Annotated in this window: 18 protein-coding genes; 6 read left to right on the forward strand and 12 right to left on the reverse strand. The window is 65.8% G+C overall.

What is annotated here, in order from left to right:
* The first annotated feature begins 70 nt into the window (after positions 1-70).
* Positions 71-934: an ABC transporter permease gene (locus HLH34_RS14175; protein WP_244959977.1), complete on the forward strand. Its 864-nt coding sequence runs from the start codon at positions 71-73 to the stop codon at positions 932-934.
* A gap of 4 nt (positions 935-938) precedes the next feature.
* The gene (locus HLH34_RS14180; protein ID WP_183120235.1) at positions 939-1,754 is read left to right on the forward strand and encodes an ABC transporter ATP-binding protein; all 816 of its coding nucleotides are present in this window, start codon (positions 939-941) and stop codon (positions 1,752-1,754) included.
* 60 nt (positions 1,755-1,814) lie between these two features.
* Here HLH34_RS14180 and HLH34_RS14185 read toward each other — a convergent pair whose 3' ends face one another.
* The 8 genes from HLH34_RS14185 to HLH34_RS14220 all read right to left on the reverse strand — a co-directional run bounded on the left by HLH34_RS14185 (position 1,815) and on the right by HLH34_RS14220 (position 10,653).
* Positions 1,815-4,007 carry an amylo-alpha-1,6-glucosidase gene (locus HLH34_RS14185; protein ID WP_183120236.1) on the reverse strand — a complete coding sequence of 731 codons (2,193 nt, stop codon included), beginning with the start codon at positions 4,005-4,007 and terminating at the stop codon, positions 1,815-1,817.
* A 132-nt stretch (positions 4,008-4,139) separates the two neighbouring features.
* Positions 4,140-5,195 (reverse strand): transporter, encoded by a 1,056-nt coding sequence (locus tag HLH34_RS14190; protein WP_183120237.1) that lies wholly within the window; start codon positions 5,193-5,195, stop codon positions 4,140-4,142.
* A 76-nt stretch (positions 5,196-5,271) separates the two neighbouring features.
* On the reverse strand, positions 5,272-5,778 hold the full coding sequence (locus HLH34_RS14195; protein WP_183120238.1) for a nucleoside deaminase: 507 nt from the start codon (positions 5,776-5,778) through the stop codon (positions 5,272-5,274).
* A 7-nt stretch (positions 5,779-5,785) separates the two neighbouring features.
* Positions 5,786-7,213, reverse strand: a complete 1,428-nt coding sequence (locus HLH34_RS14200; RefSeq protein WP_183120239.1) for a nucleobase:cation symporter-2 family protein — start codon at positions 7,211-7,213, stop codon at positions 5,786-5,788.
* Between the two features lie 10 nt (positions 7,214-7,223).
* Positions 7,224-7,607, reverse strand: coding sequence for a DUF3597 domain-containing protein (locus tag HLH34_RS14205; RefSeq protein WP_183120240.1), 384 nt, complete (start codon positions 7,605-7,607; stop codon positions 7,224-7,226).
* A gap of 57 nt (positions 7,608-7,664) precedes the next feature.
* Positions 7,665-8,966 carry an adenosylhomocysteinase gene (gene ahcY, locus HLH34_RS14210; protein WP_183120241.1) on the reverse strand — a complete coding sequence of 434 codons (1,302 nt, stop codon included), beginning with the start codon at positions 8,964-8,966 and terminating at the stop codon, positions 7,665-7,667.
* A 59-nt stretch (positions 8,967-9,025) separates the two neighbouring features.
* The gene (locus HLH34_RS14215; RefSeq protein WP_183120281.1) at positions 9,026-10,048 is read right to left on the reverse strand and encodes a dipeptidase; all 1,023 of its coding nucleotides are present in this window, start codon (positions 10,046-10,048) and stop codon (positions 9,026-9,028) included.
* Between the two features lie 110 nt (positions 10,049-10,158).
* A complete protein-coding gene (locus tag HLH34_RS14220) occupies positions 10,159-10,653 on the reverse strand; it encodes an Hsp20/alpha crystallin family protein (RefSeq protein ID WP_183120242.1) in 495 nt (164 codons plus the stop codon).
* 290 nt (positions 10,654-10,943) lie between these two features.
* Here HLH34_RS14220 and HLH34_RS14225 point away from each other — a divergent pair, with 290 nt between their 5' ends.
* Together HLH34_RS14225 and HLH34_RS14230 are read left to right on the forward strand one after the other, a co-directional pair.
* Positions 10,944-11,870, forward strand: coding sequence for an aminotransferase class IV (locus HLH34_RS14225; RefSeq protein WP_183120243.1), 927 nt, complete (start codon positions 10,944-10,946; stop codon positions 11,868-11,870).
* Between the two features lie 104 nt (positions 11,871-11,974).
* Positions 11,975-12,574: a GNAT family N-acetyltransferase gene (locus HLH34_RS14230; protein WP_183120244.1), complete on the forward strand. Its 600-nt coding sequence runs from the start codon at positions 11,975-11,977 to the stop codon at positions 12,572-12,574.
* A gap of 73 nt (positions 12,575-12,647) precedes the next feature.
* Here HLH34_RS14230 and HLH34_RS14235 read toward each other — a convergent pair whose 3' ends face one another.
* Positions 12,648-14,753: an AsmA family protein gene (locus HLH34_RS14235; protein ID WP_183120245.1), complete on the reverse strand. Its 2,106-nt coding sequence runs from the start codon at positions 14,751-14,753 to the stop codon at positions 12,648-12,650.
* A gap of 615 nt (positions 14,754-15,368) precedes the next feature.
* On the opposite strand from HLH34_RS14235, the gene HLH34_RS14240 reads away from it, so the two are divergent.
* The gene (locus tag HLH34_RS14240; protein ID WP_183120246.1) at positions 15,369-18,107 is read left to right on the forward strand and encodes an MGH1-like glycoside hydrolase domain-containing protein; all 2,739 of its coding nucleotides are present in this window, start codon (positions 15,369-15,371) and stop codon (positions 18,105-18,107) included.
* Between the two features lie 127 nt (positions 18,108-18,234).
* On the opposite strand, the gene HLH34_RS14245 is transcribed toward HLH34_RS14240, so the two are convergent.
* Positions 18,235-18,705: a hypothetical protein gene (locus HLH34_RS14245; RefSeq protein ID WP_183120247.1), complete on the reverse strand. Its 471-nt coding sequence runs from the start codon at positions 18,703-18,705 to the stop codon at positions 18,235-18,237.
* A 140-nt stretch (positions 18,706-18,845) separates the two neighbouring features.
* A complete protein-coding gene (locus HLH34_RS14250; RefSeq protein ID WP_183120248.1) occupies positions 18,846-19,538 on the reverse strand; it encodes a hypothetical protein in 693 nt (230 codons plus the stop codon).
* A gap of 433 nt (positions 19,539-19,971) precedes the next feature.
* Here HLH34_RS14250 and HLH34_RS14255 point away from each other — a divergent pair, with 433 nt between their 5' ends.
* Complete coding sequence (locus HLH34_RS14255) at positions 19,972-20,781, forward strand: bestrophin-like domain (RefSeq protein ID WP_183120249.1); 810 nt, start codon at positions 19,972-19,974, stop codon at positions 20,779-20,781.
* Between the two features lie 60 nt (positions 20,782-20,841).
* Here the strand turns inward: HLH34_RS14255 and HLH34_RS14260 are convergent, their stop codons facing one another.
* Complete coding sequence (locus tag HLH34_RS14260; protein ID WP_183120250.1) at positions 20,842-22,077, reverse strand: patatin-like phospholipase family protein; 1,236 nt, start codon at positions 22,075-22,077, stop codon at positions 20,842-20,844.
* Positions 22,078-22,083: the final 6 nt, after the last annotated feature.

Raw genomic sequence — 22,083 nt, forward strand, 5'->3', positions numbered from 1 at the left:
CATCGGCCCTCTGGCGGGCCCGCAAGAGGGCGGTTGCGGGCGGGCGGCCGATCAGCTAACGCCCAAGAGCATGAGCATCCTGCCAGAAATCCCCGCGCCGGATGGCATGGGCCGTCAGCACGTCGCCCCGGCGCCCCGGCAGGTCCGGCGGGTCGTCGCCGCCCTGCGCGATATCGGGGCAGGTCTGACGATGTGGCGGCTGGCGCTGTCGCTGGGCTGGCTGGACATCCGCCTGCGCTATCGGGGCTCGGCGCTGGGGCCGTTCTGGCTGACCCTGTCCTCGGCGATCATGATCGGGGCGATGGGGTTGATCTACGGCCGGCTGTTCCACATGGACCTGCATGGCTACCTGCCCTACCTGGCCCTGTCGATGATCCTGTGGCAGGTCGGGGTGAGCGGCGTCCTGGGCGAGGCCTGCACCTGCTTCACGGACGCCGAACGGATGATCCGCGCGGTGCGCCTGCCGTTTTTCCTGCAGGCGATGCGCATGATGGTCCGCACCGCCATCGTCTTCGGCCACAATATCGTCGTGCCGCTGGGCGTGTTCCTGCTGCTGGGGGTCTGGCATGGCGCGGCGATGCTGATGGCGCTGCCGGGGGTGGCGCTGTGGCTGGTGAACGGGCTGGCGTCGGCCCTGCTGCTGGGCAGCATCTGCGCGCGCTTCCGCGACATTCCCCCCATCGTCGGCAGCGTGGTGCAGGTCGCGTTCTACGTCACCCCGGTGATGTGGTCGGCCTCGCAACTGAAGGGGCGCGACTGGTGGTTCGAACTGAACCCCTTCTATCCGTTGCTGGAGGTCGTGCGCGGCCCGCTGCTGGGCCAGGTGCCGGCGCTGCGGATCTGGGTCGAGGCCGGGTTGGGCAGCGGGCTGCTGTGCCTGGCCGCCCTGTACGTGTTTTCCCGCAGCCGGTCGCAACTGGCGTTCTGGGTGTAACGCCATGTCCCACACCCCTGCGCATCCGCGTCCCTCGGCCTCGATCACGGCCCAGAACCTGTCGCTGTCGTTCCCGGTCTTTCATGGCGGGGCCAGGTCGCTGAAGAAGACGCTGTTCGCCCGTGCCCGGCGGCCGCTGGCCGCCCTGAGGTCGCCCGGCCTGCGCACGGGGGGCGAGATCGAGGCCGACACCCCCTCGCGCATTCTGGTCCATGCGCTGCGCGATGTCAGCTTCACCGTCCAGCCCGGCGAGCGCATCGGCCTGATCGGGCATAACGGCGCGGGGAAATCGACCCTGCTGCGCGCCCTGGCCGGGATCTACGAGGCCGGGGGCGGCTGGGTGTCGGTCACCGGGTCGGTCAGCGCGCTGCTGGACCCTTCGGCCGGCATGAACCCGGAACTGACGGGGCGCGAGAACATCGTCCTGCGCGCGCGCCAGATGGGGCTGGACAACGCCGCGTTGCGCCGGCTGGAACAGGACGTGGAGGGGTTCGCCGAACTGGGGCCGTTCCTCGACCTGCCGATCCGTCTCTATTCCTCGGGCATGTCGGTGCGCCTCAGCTTCGGCCTGGCCACCGCCATCGCGCCGCAGGTGCTGCTGATGGACGAATGGTTCCTGGCCGGCGACGCATTGTTCCGCGACAAGGCGCGGGCGCGGCTGACCGGCGTGATCCGCGGGGCGGACATCCTGGTCCTGACCTCACACGCCCTACCCATCATGCGGGAATGGTGCACGCGCGTGCTGTGGATGGAACACGGACGCATCCGCATGGACGGCCCGGCGGCCACCGTCCTGGACGCCTACGAAAGCCATTCGTAAAGCCTTGGCGGCGATCCTGCCGCGGGGACGGGGTCGGCGCCACGCCCCCGAAACAGGCCGTCAGGTCGAGATCTGCACCCGGATCGTCTCGCTGCGCTCCACGACGTTGATCGCGACTTCGTCGCCCACGCGCACCAGGCGCACGGTCACCCGGTCGCCCCCGACCTCCAGATTGTACAGGGTCATCTCGTCCAGGAAATCGGGCAGGCGCGGGTGTTCGAAATGCACCGCGACCGTGGCGGGGTCGAAGGACAGCCCCAGGGTCGACTGGACCAGCGCCGGCAGGGTCGCCGCCGCCCAGGCCTGCGGCGAGCAGGCGACCGGATAGCGGACGGGGCCTTCCGCCCGGTTGCGGGTGAAGCCGCAGAACAGTTCGGGCAGGCGGCGCAGGTCGGTATAGAAGGCGGCGTCGAACATGCCGCGAAACAGGCGCGCGGCCTCGTCGCGATAGCCGTGGCGGGCCAGGCCCAGTCCGATCAGCGCGTTGTCGTGCGGCCAGACCGACCCGTTGTGATAGGCCATCGGGTTATAGCGCGCCTCGCCCTCGGGGATGGTGCGGATGCCCCATCCGGTGAAGGACGACCGGTTCATCAGCCCGGCCACCAGCCGGGGGACGCGGTCCGGCGTCGCGATATCGGTCAGCAGGATATGCCCGGCATTGGACGAGCGGACGCAGCAGGGCTGCTTGTGGCCGTCCAGTGCCAGGGCGAAGGTGCCCAGATCCTCGATCCAGAAACGCGCGTTGAAGGCGACGCGCAGGCTTTCGGCCAGATGGTCCTGCCGTTCGGCATAGGCGGTCTTGCCCAGGCGGCGGCCGATGGCGGCGGCGGCACGGCGCGCGGCATAGACATAGGCCTGCACCTCGCACAACGCGATCGGCCCTTCGGCCAGGGTGCCGTCGGCGTGGAAGATGCTGTCGTAGCTGTCTTTCCAGCCCTGGTTGATCAGCCCGTCCTTGTTGCGGCGGCCATATTCGACGAAGCCGTCGTCGTCGCGGTCGCCGTACCGCTCGATCCAGTCGATCGCGCGCTCGATGTTCGGCCAGATTGAGGTCAGCAGCGCGACGTCGCCGGTGCGGTCCAGGTACTGGCCCGCCAGCATGACGAACAGGGGCGTGGAATCGATAGAGCCGTAATAATGGCGGAACGGCACCTCGCCCAGTTCCGCCATCTCGCCGTGCCGGACCTCGTGCAGGATCTTGCCCGGTTCGGCGTCGGCGGTCGGGTCTTCGGTCCGCGCCTGGTGCCGGGCCAGATAGTTCAGGACCCCCCGCGCGATCTCCGGGTCCAGCCACAGGGTCAGCATGGCGGTGATCAGCGCGTCACGCCCGAAGGCGGTGCTGAACCACGGCACCCCGGCATAGGGGTACGGCCCGGTCTTCTTGTCCGTCAGCAGCATGTAGATGTCGCAGATGCAGCGCCGGATGGCCTCGTTGAAGATCTCGTTCGAGGTCGCGATGGCCGCCGCGCGCGACGACGACAGGCGCAGCGCCCGCCGGGCCTCGACCGCGCCGGTCAGGAAGCGCCGGTTGGGTTGCAGGGCCGGTGTGCCGTCGGGGTCGCACGCGACCTCGAAATGCACCAGCACCCGCTTGCCCGGCGCCAGGTCGAAGCGGTAGGCGGCCTGGCGGGCGTCCAGCGACGCCGGCGGCGGCCAGAACCGCAGCACCGTCGTCCGCCGCCGGTCGTCCAGCCCGTCATACGACAGAGTGACCTGGTTGTCCGCGACCTCGGGCGGGCGCTGGGTGCCGCGCCGGGGCCGGATGGAGCCCCGGGCCTCGAACAGGTCGGCGAAATCGGCCAGGAAGCGGATATCCAGCAGCGCCGTGCGGGGCTCGACGTCGAAATTGCGGATCTCGACCCGTTCGTAGCAGACGTGGTTCCACAGGAAGCGCGACCGCCGGACATGCAGCAGGTCGTGGTCCATCCGTCCGTCGGGGCCGTCGATGTCGGTGTTGGTCAGATCCACCGACAGCAGCACGTTGTTCTCGCGCACCGTGGACGACAGCAGGATCGGCCGCACGCCCTGCAAGGTCATCGACAGGCAGGACAGATAGCGCGTGTCGTGGAAATACAGCCCGTCCGCGATGCCGTCGCCGAACAGGATGTCGCCGGTCTGGTCGAACACGCCGAACATGTCGCCCTGCTTGAGGGTATGCAGGCGCCGTTCGGACAGCAGCGATTTCGCGGCGACGGGAAAGCCGTCCGTTTCCTCGGGCGGCGGGTAGTGCGCGGTGTCGGGTTGGCTGTCCATGTTGGTCTTCCCTTCACGGTTGCGGGGACAGGGCGCCCCGGCTTCCGACTGTCGTTCGGGTTGTTCTGGATTGGGGGACGGGTTCCGGATGCCCCGCCCGGATGCCGGGTCGGGGCGATCGGGGCGCGGCGGTTACAGCAGCTTGGCGAATTTCAGCAGCAGCCAGGTGATGACCATGAACAGGAAGCACACGCCCCCGGCCTCGACCGTGCCCATCGCCCCGCTGGCCAGGAACATTCCCCCCGTATTCATGCCGAAGAAACCGGTCACGAATGTGGCGGGCAGCATCAGCGTGGTCACGACCGACACGGTATACAAACGCCGGTTTGTCTCCTCCGCCTGGCCCGAGGCCAGTTCGTCCTGCAGCGATCGCGCGCGGTCCTGCAACGCCAGCAGGTCGTCCAGGGCCGCGTGGATCTGGCGTTGCGACCGGTCGCGGATATCGTCCTCGGCCCATTCCGGCAATTCGAGATCCTCGCTGTGGAAAATCCGGTCGACCGGGGAAATGACGCGGCGCAGTTCCGTCGAACGGCGCCGCACCTTGCCGATCAGGCCGCTGATGCGGCCGAAATCGGTATGCTGGTCCAGTGTGAGCAGAAGATCCTCCGCCCGGTCAAGCTGATCGTCCAGCATCGCGATGTTCCGCCGTACGCTGTCGGCGAATTCCAGCAGCGTCCGGTCCACGATCTCGGCCGGGGTGCGCGGGGTCTCGTCGCGCTGCAACCAGCGATAGGCCGCGCCCAGCGCCGGGACGGGGTGCCGGCGGGTGGTGACCAGCAGGTCCGGCAGGACGGCGAACCGCCAGGCCGACACGTTCGTGTCATCGTCGGACATGCTGTCGTCGAAGGCCGGCAGCGCGCCATAGACCAGGTCGTCCTCGGCTTCCAGCCGGGTGCCGCGATCGGTTCCGGTCAGGGTGGCGCGGGCTTCGTCGGACAGGCGGGGGATGGATTCGACGCGGGCGCGGCTGGCAGTATGCACCACGTCGTAATGCAGCCAGATCCACGTTCCGGCGGCCTCGTCCCCCTCCGTGGCCTCGCCGTCCAGCCGCTGGGCCGCCTGCCGGGGCGACAGCTGGACCGGCCGGTGCCCGGGCGCGCACGATACCGCCCACACCAGGCCGTCGGTGGCGTCGGCGTAGGGGCCATCGGCATAGGGGACATCGGTCGGGGCAATCGTGTCGGGCATAGGGACATCCGGGACCGCGCGGGACGCAACGGCACACTTGCCATGCCCGCCTGCCCGTTGCAATCCCGCCTCGGCCTCAGTCCGCGGGCGGCCCGTCGCACCAGAAGCCGGCATGCGGGCGCGCGGCCTCGTCTTCTATCAGCGGACCCAGCACTTCGGTCGCGTGCTGCCCCCGGGCGAAGATTTCGCGGCAGGGCAGGGAAAAGGTCGGGTTTTCCGGATGCGCGCCCGTCAGCGCCAGCAGCCGGTGTTCCGACAGCGCATAGACCACGCGCCGGATATTGCCCCAATAGACCGCGCCGGCGCACATGCAGCACGGCTCGGCGCTGGTGTACAGCGTGCAGCCCGCCAGCTCGTCGGGTGCCAGCATCCGCGCCGCCTGCGCCACCGCGCGCAGTTCGGCGTGCTGCGTCGGGTCGCCCTCGGGCGGCAGGGAATTGTTCAGGGCGGTGGTCACCACCCGCCCCTGCGCGTCGGCGACCAGGGCGGCGAAGGGATGCCGCCCCTGGGCGCGGGATGTTTCCGACAGGGCGATGGCCTGCCGCAGCAGGTCCAGATCGGCGGCGGAGGGGGCGTGGGGCATGGTGGCCTCAGGGCAGCGGGGTGGGCAGGGCGGCGGGGTCGTCTCCGCCGTCGGGTGCGGCCTCGGCCTCGGCCTCCACCTCCGCCGCCGTGCCGGACGACAGCAGCAGGTTCAGCGTCACGGCGCTGAAGGCCGCCAGGAACACGCCGCTGCCGGTCATGATCCGCAGCGGGCCGGGTAGCTGCGCGAACAGGGTGGGGCAGGCCATCGGCAGTATGCCCGCGCCGATCGCCACCGCCGGCACCAGCGCGCCCGCCCCGCCTCCTGAACCCCCGCCCAGGCGCACGCGCGCCAGGTCCTGGATGCCCGCCATCGCGGTCATGCCGAACATCAGGATGGCCGACCCGCCCAGCACCGGCCGGGGCAGGCAGGCGATCGTCGCACCCAGGCGGGGAAACAGCCCCATGGCGACCATCAGCCCGCCGGCCGTCGCGACGGCGAAGCGGCTGCGGACACCCGTCAGGGCGATCAGGCCGGTATTCTGGGCGAAGGCGTTATAGGGCGTGCCGCCGAACAGCCCGCCCAGCAGTGTCGACAGCCCGTCGGCGGCATAGGTGCGCGTCAGGACGTCGCGGCCGGCGGCCCGGCCGGCCAGGAGGGACACGGCCAGGCAGTTGCCGGTCGTTTCCACCAGGATCACCATCATCGCCATGGTCATGATCAGGATCGGCGCGATATGGAAGGCCGGGCGGCCGAACGGCAGGACCGGCGGCAGGGCGACCCAGGCGATGTGACGGACCGCGCCGAAATCGGCCTGCCCGGTCAGCACGCCCATGGCGGTGCCCCCGGCCAGCCCCAGCAGGATCGCCAGCGTGCGGCCGGTGCCCGAGGCCCGCGCGGTGATCAGCAGGGTCAGCGCCAGCGTTGTGAAGCCCAGCAGCAGGTGCGCCGGCGCGCCGAACCCCGGATCGCCCGGCCGTCCGCCGCCCAGCCAGTTGGCCGCCGCCGGCATCAGCGACAGCCCCACCACGGTGATGACGCTGCCGATGACGACGGGCGGGAAGAAGCGGGTCAGGCGGCTGGCGAACGGCGCCAGCACGCAGGTGGCCAGGCCCGCCCCGATCACCGCGCCATAGGCGGTCGGCAGGTCGTAATCGCGGGCGATCATGATCATCGGCGGCAGGGCGATGAACGACGACGCCTGGATCAGCGGCAGGCGCGCCCCGAACGGCCCCACGCCCAGCGTCTGGATCAGCGTGGCGACGCCCGAGGTCAGGATGCTGGCATTGACCAGCAGGATCAGCCGCACCGGGTCCAGCCCCAGCGCCGCGCCGAAGATCAGCGGCACGCTGATGACCCCGGCATAGATGACCAGCACATGCTGCAGGCCGCAGACCAGCATCTGCCACGGCGGCAGGCGTTCTTCCACGGGGTCGGCCGGCGCGACGCCGGAAGGCTGGGGGGTAGGGTCGCGCCGCGCCGGCCGCTGGGTCATCTCCGGCGGCTCATTTGAGGTCGTCGGGGACCTTGCCGCCGTTTTCCGCCAGCTTCTGCATGACCTGTTTGTGCAGCCAGACATTCATCGCGGCGGAATCGTTGGTGTCGCCGGTATAATGCAGCTCGCCCGCCAGTTCCTTGCGCGCGGCCAGCGAACTGTCCAGGCCCAGCAGCTTCAGCAGATCGACGATCGACTGCCGCCAGTTCAGGGGCTGGCCGGCCTTGGCCGCCATCTCGGTCAGGATGGCCGCGACGTCCACCGCCTGCGCGGGGGCGGCGACGGGCGCCGGCGCGCTGGGGTTCGGGCTGGGGGCGACGGGGGCGGGGGCCGGGGTGGCCGCGGCTTCGGCATGGCCGAAGATCTTGGACATGATGGCGCCGAAAATGCTCATGGTCGGCTCTCCCTTCTGGGCCGTCCGGCGGCGCGGGGCCGCCGGACGGGGTGTCGGTTAGTAGCGGTACAGGTCGTTCTTGAACGGCCCGTTAACCGGAACGCCGATATACTCGGCCTGTTTCTGCGACATCCTCGTCAGCTCGGCGCCGACCTTGGCCAGGTGCAGGGCGGCGACCTTCTCGTCCAGGTGCTTCGGCAGGGTGTAGACCTTGCGCTCGTACTTGCCGGCGGGCGCGGTCCACAGCTCGATCTGCGCCAGGGTCTGGTTGGTGAAGGAGGCCGACATCACGAAGGACGGGTGGCCCGTCGCGTTGCCCAGGTTCACCAGGCGGCCTTCGGACAGCAGGATCAGGCGCTTGCCGTCGGGGAAGACGACCTCGTCGACTTGCGGCTTGATGTTGTCCCAAGGGAAGTTGCGCAGGGCTTCGATCTGGATCTCGGAATCGAAATGGCCGATGTTGCAGACGATGGCGCGATGCTTCATCTCACGCATGTGGTCGACGGTGATGATGTCCACATTGCCCGTGCAGGTGACGAAGATGTCGCCGCGCGGCGCGGCGCTTTCCATCGTCACGACCTCGTAGCCTTCCATCGCGGCCTGCAGGGCGCAGATCGGGTCGGCCTCGGTCACCAGCACGCGGCAGCCGGCATTGCGCAGCGACGCCGCCGAGCCCTTGCCCACATCGCCATAGCCCGCGACGACGGCGATCTTGCCGGCCATCATCACGTCGGTGCCGCGACGGATCGCGTCCACCAGGCTTTCGCGGCAGCCGTACAGGTTATCGAACTTCGATTTGGTAACGCTGTCGTTGACGTTGATCGCGGGGACGGCCAGCGTGCCCTTCTTCGCCATTTCCCACAGGCGATGCACGCCGGTCGTCGTTTCCTCGGACAGGCCGCGCACGTCGGCCAGCATCTCGGGGTACTTGTCGTGCATCAGCACGGTCAGGTCGCCGCCGTCATCGAGGATCATGTTCGGCGTCCAGCCGTCCGGCCCCTTCACGGTCGCCTCGATGCACCACCAGAACTCTTCTTCCGACAGGCCCTTCCAGGCGAAGACCGGCACGCCCGTCGCGGCGATGGCGGCGGCGGCGTGGTCCTGGGTCGAGAAGATGTTGCACGACGACCAGCGGACGGTGGCGCCCAGCGCGGTCAGCGTCTCGATCAGCACGGCGGTCTGGATGGTCATGTGCAGGCAGCCGGCGATCCGCGCGCCCGCCAGCGGCTTGCTGGCACCGAATTCCTCGCGCAGCGCCATCAGGCCGGGCATCTCGCCCTCGGCGATCGAGATTTCCTTGCGGCCCCATTCCGCGAGGGAGATGTCCTTGACCTTGTAGTCGGTGCTGCTGGCGGTCATGTTCTGTCCTGTTTGCGATGAATCTGGCCCGCGGATATAGCCGGTTGGCGGCCCGGGGGCTAGGCCGGTTGGCCGGCGACGACTTCGGCACGGCGCAGGACGCGCAGGAAATTGCCGCCCCAGATCGCCGCGATCTGGGCCAGGTCGTAGCCGCGCCGTACCAGTTCGGCCGTCAGTGCGGGCGATTGCGCCGCGTTGCGCCAGCCCTCGATGCTGCCGCCGCCGTCGAAATCCGACGAAATGCCGACATGCCGCACGCCGATGCGCCGCGCCACGTAATCGACATGGTCCACGTAATCGGCAACCGTGACGGGGCGTTGCTGCCGGATGTCGCGCGGGCGCAGAAAGGCGTCTACGGCGGTGATGTGGACCACCCCGTCGCAATCGCGCAGCGCGTCCAGCTGTTCGTCATCCAGGTTGCGGGGGTGGTCGCACAGCGCCCGGACGCAGGAATGGGTGGCCAGCACCGGGCTGCGCGACAGGCGCAGCGCCTGCATCATGGTGCTGCGCGCGGTGTGCGACACGTCGACCATCAGCCCCAGCCGGTTCATCTCGGCGATGGCCTCGCGCCCCAGGCCCGACAGGCCGCCGTGCCGCGCGGCGCTGTCGCCCAGGGCCGCCGACGGCCGGGCGGAATCGGCCAGCGCGTTGTGTCCGTTATGGGTCAGCGTCATGTAGCGTGCGCCCTTCGCGCGGAACTGCGCCAGCAGCGACAGGTCCTCGCCCATCGCGTAGCCGTTCTCGACCGCCGGGACGATGGCCGTCACGCCGTCGCGGCGCGCGGCTTCAATCTGGTCGGCCAGGGGGCAGATCCGCGCCATGCCGGTGTCGGCGGCCCGCCCGATCGCGTCCAGCATCTCCAGCGCCTGACGCCCCACCATCGCGTGGCGGGCGTCGTCCGTCGGGCCCTGCCCGACATAGGCGACCAGGCAGGCCGCCGAGATGCCGCCGCGCCGCAGCTTCGGCAGATCGACATGCCGCGTGTCCGTGTCCTGCCCGATATCGCCCTGGTCGGGCCACGGAATGTCGATATGCGTATCGACGGTCAGGAGGGAATGATGAAGGGCGTCGGAATCCGTCATGCCGTCACTGTAGTCCCAATCCGCGCGCCCTGCCATGCCGCCGATGGCCCGCCGGCCGGGTGCGATGCGCCCGGGTGGGCGCATCGCACCGGACCTGTCGCGGGGTCGGTTCAGTGCTGGGTCTCGGCATTGATCGGGATCTGCCGCCCGTGGACGGCCTCGGCGCTGCGGGGCAGCGTCACCGTCAGCACGCCGTTATTGAAGCGGGCGGTGGCCTCGTCCTCCTTCACGTCGTGGGGCAGGGTGAAGCGTCGCTCGAACCGGCCATAGCGCCGCTCGCTGTAGCCGCTGGCCTTGTCCTCGCTTTCCTGCCGGCGTTCGCCGCACAGGCACAGCACGCCGTTATCGACGCTCAGCGTGATGTCCTTCTCGGTCAGGCCGGGCAGTTCGGCGGTCACGCGGATTTCGTTGTCGGTCTCGGCGACCTCGACGCTCGGCCAGGTGCCGCCGCGTGGGCCGCGCGGGTCCCAGGTCTGCATGAAATCGTCGAACAGCCGGTCAATTTCCCGGTGGAGGCTGAGAAACGGGCCGCCCTGCCGCTCCTGGATCGGGGCCGGGGCCCTGGACTCGTCCCGTCCCCAGGGCATGAGATTGCGCATAGCCATTGGATTGTTCCCCTCGGTTAGGGCCGGGATCCGCGACCGCCGCCAGGGTGGTCGCCGGCGTCCAGGCCCGTCGGCCTGTCGGGGCAGGAAGCGATCAGAGAGCGCGCCCCCTGTCCGCCGGGCCGCAATGGCGGTCCGGTTTCAGGAAGCTGGGGTGGGAATGAAGCGTGTCAAGAGGCGGGGTTTTTCCTTTCCCTCGACTGTCGCCGGCATGATTTCGTTTATTCTGAAATCGTAATGTGACATCGTGCGACGACGGAAGCCCCCGGGAACCGAGCGATGGATCAGCAATGACAGACACACGCGATACGCCCTTCGCGGACGGCGCGGCCTATATCGACGGCGCGTTCATGCCGGTGCGCGACGCGCGCATTCCGATCACCGACTGGGGCTACCGGCGGTCGGATGTCACCTATGATGTGGTCGGCGTCTGGAACGGCAGTTTCTTCAGGCTGGACGATCACATCGCGCGGTTTCGCCGCTCCATGCAGGCCCTGCGCCTGGACCCTGCCGAGGACGACGCGCGGATCGGGGCCATCCTCAATGAATGCGTCCGCCTCAGCGGACTGCGGAACGCCTATGTCGCCATGGATTGCCTGCGGGGGCGGCCGCTGCCCGGCCAGCGTTTCCACCCGGCGTCCTGCCGCAACTACATCGCGGCCTTCGCCATTCCGTGGGTCTGGGTCATTTCGCCCGAGGTCCAGGCGCGCGGCGCGCATCTGATTATTGCGTCCCCCCTGCGAATCCCCGACCGGTCGGTGGACCCGACCGTCAAGAATTTCCATTGGGGCGACCTGACGCAGGGATTGTTCGAGGCCGGGGACCGGGGAGCCGATACCTGCGTGCTGCTGGATGCCGACGGCCATGTCACCGAGGGCGCGGGGTTCAACGTCTTCGCCGTCATCGGCGGGGCGGTCGTTACACCCGACCGGGGCGCGCTGGAAGGGATCACGCGCGCGTCGGTCGCCGAACTGTGCGGCGATCTGGGCCTGGAGTACTGCGAGCGGCCGGTGACGGCGCAGGAACTGCGCGGCGCGGAGGAAATCTTCCTGTCCACCACCGCCGGCGGGATCATGCCGGTCTCGCGTATCGACAACATCGTGCTGAGCGACGACCGGCCGGGGCCGGTCTCGATGCGGCTGCGCGACCTGTTCTGGGCGAAGCGCGCGCAGGGCTGGCACGCCACCCCGGTCGATTACGGCGACGCGGCGCCCTGACCCGGCCGGGCCGGGGTGGTCTGGTGGAAATCGCACAACTGGCCCTGTCCGCCAGGCCGCACGCCCCTACGATCGTGGGGATTTCATCTTCCGGAGGCGCTTCCGTGTCCGACTGCCTGCCCCGCCGCCTGTCCCCCGTCACCCTGACCGGGACACATGTCCAGCTTGTTCCGTTGTCGCCCGCCCATCATGACGGGCTGGTCGAGGCCACGCGGGACGGGTCGTTGTGGGAACTGTGGTTCACCAGCGTGCCCGACCCCGACGGCATGGCGGCCGAAATCGCCCGGCGGCTGCGTCTGGCGGACGCGGGCACGATGCTGCCCTTCACCGTGATCAGCCTGCCCGACCGGCGCATCGTGGGCATGACCACCTTCATGAATATCGATCTCGCGGGGCCGCGCGTGGAAATCGGGTCCACCTGGTACGCCCGCGCGGTACAGCGCACGGCCCTGAACACCGAGGCCAAGCTGCTGCTGCTGGGCCATGCGTTCGACCATCTGGACTGCCTGGCCGTCGAACTGCGCACCCATGTCCTCAACCAGCGCAGCCGCCGCGCCATCGAACGCATCGGCGCCCGGCTGGACGGCATTCTGCGCCGTCACATGCGGGCCCAGGACGGCACGGTGCGCGATACCTGCGTCTACAGCATCACCGCGCCGGACTGGCCGGCGGTGCGTTCGCACCTGCGGTCGCTGCTGGGCTGACGCCTGCCCCCGAAGTCGGGCGCTGCCCTTTGGCGGGTTTCAGGGCGGCGCCCGGAGGCATGCGCATATCGCCCTAGCGGCCCTGCCGCTGTCGGGCCTCCCAGACGGCGCGGATGTGATCGGGGTCGATCTTCCGGGCGCCGCGTGGCTGGTTGGGAGCGGGAGCCGGTGCGGCGCGCGGGGCGGCCGGCCGGCGTCCGCCGCGCGGATGGCTGAGCGCGCCCGGCGCGATGCCGGCGGCGGGGTTTTCGTTCGCCGCGCGGACGGCGCGGGCGCAGATCGACGAGTCGCCGACTCCGAACTGGATGGTCGGCAGCAGCGCCAGGGGCGGCATCAGGAAGCCCAGCCCGGCGGCGGCCGCCGCGCGGCCCACGATCTCGGCCCCGGGCAGGACCGACGGGCTTTTCAGCGGGCCGGTGATATGGAACGGCCCTGGCAGCGACGCGACCGAAAAATGGACCGAGCGCGTCGTCAGCGCATAGTCGATGGTGTTGCGGCGCAGGTCGATGGTGCCGCGGCCCAGGGTGCGGCCCTCGCCGGTTTCCAGCAGCAGCGTCCTGGTCGACACCACCCCGTCGCGCAGGGGCAGGTCGGCGATGAAGCACTGCACGTCCGTCCGCTTGGGGAAGCCCAGCGCGGACAGCACCGCGTTGCCGATCTGCAGGCCCAGCACGTCGGGCACCAGGGCCGAGATGTCGCCGCCCTGGTCCAGCACCAGCGTCAGCCCGCCATTGCCGCGCGCCAGCAGGCTGGCCACCGAATTGCCCGTGGCCTGCAGGGTGGCATGGCCGCCGATGATGCCCTTCGCGCCCGATCCTGTGGCGGCCTGCATGATGCGCGAAAGGTCGATATGCGCGAAATCCATGCGCATCCGGGTGGCGAAACCGCCGTCGGTCGGGGTCAGGGTGATGACACTGGCCAATGTGCCGCTGCCGACGGCGAAATTCAGTCGGCGGACGTCGATCGCGCCGTCCTGGATGGCGATGTCGGCGTCGATATTGTCCAGCGGCGTGCGGCGGTTTTCGATATGGTCGCCGCGATAGAGCAGATGCGCGTTGATGGCGCGCAGCTTGGGGATGTTGATCGGCGTGTCGGGCAGCACGTTCGGGTCGGCCTCGGCCGCCTTCTTCTCCGCCGCCGTGGGTGTCTTGTCGGGGTTGGCCCCGATGAACCCGCCCAGATCCACCAGGTCGACGCGGCGGGAATGCAGGTTGGCCTGCACGAAGGGCACGGCGGGCTGCGGATCGACGGTGATGGTGCCGTCCAGGTCGCTCGACCCCATTTTTCCGCGCAGGTTGCCGAAGCGGATCGTCTTGCGATCGTAATCGAGGGTGCCGGTAATCGAATAATCGGGCGTCCGGGGGATGGGAATGCCGGTCAGCGGGTAGAGCAGGGACATGTCGGGGCCGGAAAAATGAAGGGACAGTTGCGCGCCTTCGAATTTCAGCGGATTGACGATACTGCCCTTCAGCGTGGCCAGCGTCGGGCCGTTATGCACGGTAAGATCGACGGGATAGGGGTGCGCGGTGTCCAGCAGCGTCAGCAGCGCGCCGCCGACGAAATGCCCGTCGATCGGCTGCGCGGCATAGCGGCCGCGCGCGTCGGCGACGATCTGGCCCCGTTCGCCGTCATGCGGCGGCGTGGTGTGCACCGCCAGCATCATGTCCGCGCGCAGCCGGGCATCGGCGATGCGGGCCTGTCCGTCGGTGATGCGCAATTCCCCGATATCGGGAAGGGCAGGGCTGCCGCCCGAGCCTTTCGACGCGCCGAATACGGCATTGGTGCTGCCGTCGGCGCGGCGGACGACGTCCAGCCGGGGGGCGTCGAACGCCACCAGGGGCAGCGTGACCGCGCGATGCCGGATATAGCGCCAGACGTCGAACGAAACGCTGGCATGGCGCGCGGTGGCGAAGGGCTGCTTCTCGTCCTCGAACCCCTTGGGCTGGGCAATAGTCAGGTCGTCGACCGTGGCCGTGACGACGCGCCCCAGCCGGACATGCAGATGGGAAATCGTGGTCGGGCGCCCCAGCGCGGCGCTGGCGCGGGAATTGACCATCGGCACGAACCAGTCCCACGACCACAGCAGCACGATGAGGACGCCGAGCAGGAGCAGCGCGCCGAGGCCCACGCCAAGGATCCTGCCTGTGCGAAATCGGGGGGAGGGGTGGGCATCGGCCATGGCGGAACCGCCTTCCTTCTGCGTCGGGGCCCGTCATGCGTCCTGTACCGCCTGTATCGCGCGGGACGGAAGGATGGCGGGCCGGGCCGTAGAGCGGCCGGTGTTGCTGTGCGTTCCCATGCCTAACGCATTGGGATCGCAGCCGGTTGCGTCCTGCGGCGCGTGCCCCCGCCGTGCCTCGCCGCGCACGTGATGCCATCGACAACAGCAAAGACGCAGATGGCGGGACAGGTCGGACTTTGCCCCGAGGCGTCGGAACGCCGCATTGTGATCGCGTCCTTGATGCGGGGCAAGGGATGTCGGTGCTAAGGTCTATCGGCGAGGCAGGACAGCGCGGAACGCGATGTCCTGCCTTGGCGTGGCGTGTTCATGCGACCCGCACGCCGATTAACGTCCGCCCAAGACGACGCGGGAGAAAATATCCAGGTTGACGCGGTCAACATGCTTATCGGCGGTGCGTACACGCGTGCCGGGTCGACCGTGGGGGGCCGTTTTAAAAGCAGGTATGTCGGGCGCGCGCATCTCCAGCCTTCGGCGAGGGAGATGCGTCGGATCGTCGGCAGGCCCACTTTTAAGACAGCCTCTTGCTTCGCGCGCTCATGATGGAGGCAGGACATGGTTTCCGCTACCAGGAGTCTGTTGGAACAACAGCGGCTGAACGATGCGCGTGAGTTCAAGATTCCATGGAAAAAATGGGGACCTTATCTGAGTGAAAGACAATGGGGCACGGTCCGCGAGGACTACAGCGAGGACGGCGATGCCTGGGGGTACTTCACGCACGACCAGGCGCGATCTCGCGCTTACAAGTGGGGCGAAGACGGGATCGGCGGGATTTGCGACGACAGGCAGCGTCTGTGTTTTGCGTTGGCCCTGTGGAACGAGCATGACCCGATCCTGAAGGAGCGCATGTTCGGGCTTACCAACAGTGAAGCGAATCACGGTGAGGATGTTAAGGAATATTACTTTTACCTCGACAGCACGCCGACGCATTCATACATGAATTATCTTTATAAGTACCCACAAAGCGAATATCCATACCGCGACATTGTCGAGACGAACAGAAGGCGCTCCCGGGATGAGCCGGAATACGAGCTTCTCGATACCGGGGTTTTCGACAATGACCGGTACTTCGATGTGTTCGTGGAATATGCCAAGGAAGGACCGGAGGACGTACTGATCCGGATCACCGTGCACAATCGCGGGCGGGAAGCCGCCCGGTTGCGGGTGTTGCCGACCCTGTGGTTTCGCAACACCTGGTCGTGGGATGACGATCGTTGCAAGCCGTCCCTGCAGGGAGTGAAGCCGGGCGCCATTCGCGCCACCCATCCCGAACTGGGTGAATACTGGCTCGACTGCGATGGCGAGCCGGAGTTGCTGTTTACCGAAAATGAAAGCAATACACAGCGTCTGTGGGGGCAGGCAAACAGCGCGGCCCATGTCAAGGATGCATTCCACGCCTACGTCATCGCGGGTGAGGTTGATGCGATCAACCCGGCGCGGACGGGAACCAAGGCCGCCGCCCATTATGTCCTTGACCTGCCCGGCGGTGGACAGGAAACGATACGGCTGCGCCTGGCCGCCCCGAGGGCAAGGAATCCCTTCGGCGATTTCGAGAAAATCTTCACCAGCCGCATCGCCGACGCCGACGCGTTTTACGAGCGCATTGCTCCCAGGGCGCTGACCGTGGATCAGCGCCGGGTGCATCGCCAGGCGCTGGCGGGAATGCTGTGGAGCAAACAGTATTATTACTTCGACGTGGACCGCTGGCTGCGTGAACACAAGGGCCATCCGATGGCCGACGCCCCGCGGCCCGGCGTGAGGAACGCCGAATGGTTCCATATGCTGAACGCCGACGTCATCTCCATGCCGGACAAATGGGAGTACCCGTGGTACGCGGCCTGGGATCTGGCATTCCACACGATTTCCCTGGCGATGGTGGATTTCGATTTCGCCAAGGACCAGTTGATGCTGATGTTGCGTGGCCTGTACTTCCACCCCGGCGGCCAGATTCCGGCCTACGAGTGGAATTTCAGCGACGTGAATCCGCCGGTGCATGCCTTTGCCACGCTGTGGCTCTACAAATATGAAAAGCAACTGGGGCGTGCCGATCTGCGATTCCTGGAGCGCTCGTTCCAGGGGTTGATGCTGAACTTCAACTGGTGGGTCAATCGCAAGGACCCGGCAGGACGCAGCATTTTTGCAGGGGGCTTTCTGGGGCTCGACAATATCGGTGTCTTCGACCGAAGCGCGCCGCTACCGACCGGCGGTTCGCTGGATCAGGCGGACGGGACGGCATGGATGGCGTTCTACTGCCAGAACATGCTGGAGATTGCCCTCATCCTGAGCGAGACCGACCCGATCTACGAGGAAACCGCCTTCAAGTTCCTTCAGAATTTCATGTGGATTTCATATGCGATGGATCGCATAGGCGAACATCATGACGAAATGTGGGATGAGGCGGATGGATTTTTCTATGATCTGCTGCGGCTTCCCGATGGCCAGGCCATACGGTTGAAGGTCAGATCGCTGGTGGGGCTTCTGCCCCTGTGCGCGTCCACGGTGTTCGAAGCGGATGCCGTGGCGCGATATCCGGCACTGATGGAATTGATCGCGCTGTTCAGAAAGCGCCATCCCGAACTGGTTGCCCAAGTGGCCCCGACCGATGCGGGCTTCAGCGGCTACAAGGGACGAAAGCTGCTGTCGATCCTCAACAAGAAAAAACTGGAGCGTGTGCTGGGGTACATGCTGGATGAAAATGAGTTCCTGGGGCCGTGCGGCATTCGCTCGCTGTCCCGCCATTATCAGGAGCATCCGTTTGTCTTTCAGACCGGCGGACAGGAATACAAGGTGCAATATCTGCCGGCTGAATCCAATACAGGCATGTTCGGCGGCAACTCCAACTGGCGCGGCCCGGTGTGGATGCCGATCAATACGCTGATTGTCCGTGCGCTGGTCAATCTCTATGGATTTTACGGCGATGCGTTGAAAGTCCAATGTCCGACGGGTTCAGACCAGTACATGACATTGTTTGAGGTCGCTCAGGAGATCGTCCGCCGGCTTACGAGTATCTTCCTGCGCGACGCCACTGGACAACGGCCGGTATACGGCAGCACGGCCAGGTTTCAGAACGATCCACATTGGCGCGACCTGATCCTGTTTTACGAGTATTTCCATGGCGATAATGGCGCGGGCCTGGGGGCCAGTCACCAGACGGGATGGAGCGGCCTCGTTGCCCCGCTGATGGATCTGTTTGGTCGCGTCGACGCCAAAGCCCTGTTGGAGAGCGGACGTGACAACCTGCTCGCCAGAGCGATCAATGAGCAGGTCGGCGGTGACAGGACGGAAACGCGCTAGCAGCCTGTCTGGAAATCCGGTCTGGCGCGACCCGACGCGCCCGTGCCAGGGCGCTCGCGGTGCCGGACCAGATCATGGATGCCGCCATTTGCGGTATGGTCCGATAGATGAAATTTATGGAGAAACATTACTTCATGGACACCACCAGGGCGTCGCCGCCCATACTGAGCATGAGGCCCGCGCGCTTGGCACGCAGGTGCATGATGACGCCGGCCTCGTTCTGTAGCCACATTTCGCCGGCACTTGCCGTCCCAACGGCAAAGCCATAACGCGCACGGCCATAAGTTCCTGGAAATTTCCGAATATCTTGAAGGTTGAAAACCTCTCCGGTGGCGTCGACGGACGAAACACCGAACCCACCAATACCAAGACCGCCGAATTTCAGGGGATAGGTTTTCCCCCGGAAGGTAATGGTGCCATTTCCACCACCACCACTGCCGACGAACGCGACCTGAAACTCCCGCAACCTGACGTAAGCATCCGGGGTGCGCCCGGACTGGCTGGTGTGCTGTTCCTTCGAATCGCCCGCGCACCCACCGAGCGAAATGGCCGGCGTGGTGAGGAGTGCTACGATTACGAACCATTTTCTGACGCGCATTGACACAACACGATCCTTACAGCGTTCATGTCCGTGGTCGAACTGGACACGCTTGACGCCACCCGGTCAAAACGCTGCGGGTAAACGCGTTCAGGTCCTCGATGGTTGAAGTGTTCACACACATATGACCCTCACCGCGATCATGCTCCTCTCGTTTCGGTAGAGGACTGTCCGGGAGCCGCCGCCGAGAGACTGCGAATCAGGGCATTCATCTCGCTGTGTACGGCCGTCTTCGGGTCGAGCAGTTCATCGGCCGTATGTGTGTCGATCAATCGTCCGAGCTTTACCAGGGTTTTGAACCGCATCCGGTGCGCCTCCTTCAATGCGGTCGGTCGTCTGATGAACAGAATTCTGAAAAGTTCTCCGTCACCGAACAGCGTGGAGAGTTCGGAAATATACGTGTAGATTAGAAACAGAACCGCGATCCAGATCTGGATCGCGAAAAAACGGTTCCACGTAAAATGGGTCGCGATATATGCCAGCAGTCCGTCTGGCCGACCACCATGGAGCAGAAATTCTATCAACTTTTCCAGGAAGCGCGCTATGGCGACGACCGTGAAGTAGATTCCGCTTTTGAAGAGCACCGACTGAATCAAAGGCGCGGAGTTGAGATGATGGAAAAATGGCAAGGCGTTCGCCACCAACACCGCCTTCCCGACGACCAGGGCTGCTGTCGTCGCGATCAAATAGCTGGATAAATGGATCTGATAATCGCCCAGAAGTAGATTGGTGGTAAACAATATTAGATTGAATCCTATGCCAAAGAATATCGTGGGAGGCAGGATTTTCTTGAATTCTCTGAATATGAACGAAAATACCGCAGACGTAGTCATGGAATGTCGTCCTTGATACGAGATGTCGTAAGAGCCTGTTTGAAAATGCGCGCTGGCGGCGATCCGACGCGCGTTTTCTGCGCTTCGATGCTCACGGCCGATAAGGCCGCTCCGCTTCGGTGCTCAAAAACACACGCCGGGCGCTTCACTGCGTTCCGCTTTCGCTCGCCAGCCCACATTTTCAAACAGGCTCTAATATCTGCTTCAAGTGAGATGAGGATAAATGAGGCGGTACGTCGTCAAGTCGCGTGCGGACCCGTCATGACAAATATGTGCTTCATCGGAATTTGTAAGTGGTGGCAATTTTTCCATCGGTATTTTTTGCGGGAACGTCCATGAATCATTTGAAATATCCAGCCCTGGAAAGGTAAGAGGTTCTGATCCTGTTCTGACAAGCCGTGCCGCACAACGCCCCCGTAACTGGAGAGATCGGATGATCCTGCTGTTCTTTCGGCACCTGTTCGCACAGGGGTTCATTGTGGCAGGTTTTTTTTTATTTCTGTCGTTCACGCTTTCTGCGGAAATCGGTTACCGCCTCGGGCGGCATGTCGCTGCGTCGAAGCCGGAGAATGAAGCGGATATCACGATAAGTTCCACGCTGACGTCCGGAATGGTCGGTTTGCTTGCGTTCACCCTGGGCTTGTCCATCAATTTTGCACAAAATCGCTTCGAGGCCCGTCGCGACCTGGTGCTGGCGGAGGCAAATGCCATTGGAACGGCATGGCTGCGGACGAAGTTGATGGATGATGCGACAGCGCTCACGCTGGGCGACAGGATCGAAGACTATGCCCATGTCAGGCTGGCCTTCACGATCACCGAGTCGGATGCCGATGTCCCGGGCCTGATCGGGCGAACGAATGCGCTGCAGGCGGAGATATGGCAATCGGCGCAGGCCATGGCGCACCGTTCGCCGAACCCGATCACGACAGCATTGATTACCGCACTGAATGACATGTTCGACGTTTCAGCGTCTCAGCAGTTTGCGTATGAGAGCCGGGTGCCGCCGAATCTCCTGCTCATGCTCTATGGTGGGGCGATCGTGACGATCGGCGCCCTGGGGTACCAACTGGGTCTTGCCGGCAATCGTCAGGTCGTGCTGACCACGCTTTTATTGATGATGTGGTCAAGTGGCATGCTCCTGATCGCGGACTTGAATCAGCCCCGTATGGGAAGCATCCGGGCAGACGCCGCGCCGCTCATATGGACCATCCGGGGATTCGGCGCAAAGCCGCAGGTGCGTTGATCGGATAACGCTCGGCGGGAGCATGGTTTCATGCCTGGGTGGTTTGGTGAAGATGAGTCATTAAATCGGTGGGGCCTTTGCCCACGGGTACCCGGCGCGACCCCGCCGGTAGCCGTAATCGAACAGCGCCCGCATGTACTTCTGGTCGAACGGCTTGGGCGGCTTCAGGTCGAAATCGGAACCGATATAAGCGAGATTGTAGCCGATATCGTCGTGCCGGGTCGTGTTATAGAGGCGGATCACGTCATTGATGCCGCTTGCCGTAATCATCGTGGCGATCGCGCGTCCGGCGATTCCCAGTGTGCGTCGTTCCGTGGTGGCCCATTCGGGGTCGAGGCGGCCGTTACGGATAATATAGGCGTTCGCGGAAAGGACATGTTGGCCGGATGCCATGCGCAGACGCCGCTGTCGCGTCAAGGCCGACGGGTACAGGAACGCCTGTGCGAAGGCGCCGCCGTCCACATGCATTTCCTGATATGGCTTTCCATCCAGAACGACGTTGAACATGGTGGGTGGAAACGCGCCAGGAATGGCGGACGAGGCCAGCAGGATGCGACGGATGGTATCCAGGGCCCGTGGATGTCCGCTTCCGGCAATCGCGCCGATATTCCAGATCACCGGCTGTTGGGCGTCGAGGTTGGTTGTCCCGACGAATAGCAGTCGTCCGCCGGCATAGGCCTTTGCCAACGCGTTCAGCATGTTTTCGTCCAGGTAAGTGGAGATGGTCTTGAACAGTGGGGCATTGTCGCTCATCGCATCGTTAAAGAACGCCGCGGTGAAAAAGCGTCTCAACAGCACGTGGGCCGGGGTGAGTTCAGTGTAGACGGCGCGCAATGGCCCGTCGTAGCTGGAGCCCAGATAGGCGAAGGGCGCGGTCAGCGCACCGGTGCTCACGCCTGTGACAAGTTCGAACGTCGGTCGTGTACCCCGCTCGGACCAGCCGCACAGCAGGCCTGCGCCGAAGGCGCCATTTTCTCCGCCACCGGACACTGCCAGGAGTTGCAGTTCCGGCAGCGACGCGGTCGAGGCGAGATTTTGTGCCACCCGCATGCGCTCCAGGGCGGCCATGACCTCAATTTCCAGCGGCCCCGTTCCGTAAAAAGGAAAGAAGCGTTCGTTCGGTAATCCGAGTACGCTGGCCTGGAGGGTCCGCGCCAGCGGCACCGCGGTCCCACGCATCGGAAAGCTGCACCCTGCCAACAGGGCAGCGGCCGCGCCTCCGCCGGCAAGACCGAAAAGGCTTCGACGTGACTGTAATGCATGCACGCCGCCGCCGGAATGCTGTCCTATGACCATTCTCAA

The sequence above is a fragment of the Gluconacetobacter azotocaptans genome (assembly GCF_014174355.1).
In the GTDB taxonomy this organism is placed as follows: Bacteria; Pseudomonadota; Alphaproteobacteria; order Acetobacterales; family Acetobacteraceae; genus Gluconacetobacter; species Gluconacetobacter azotocaptans.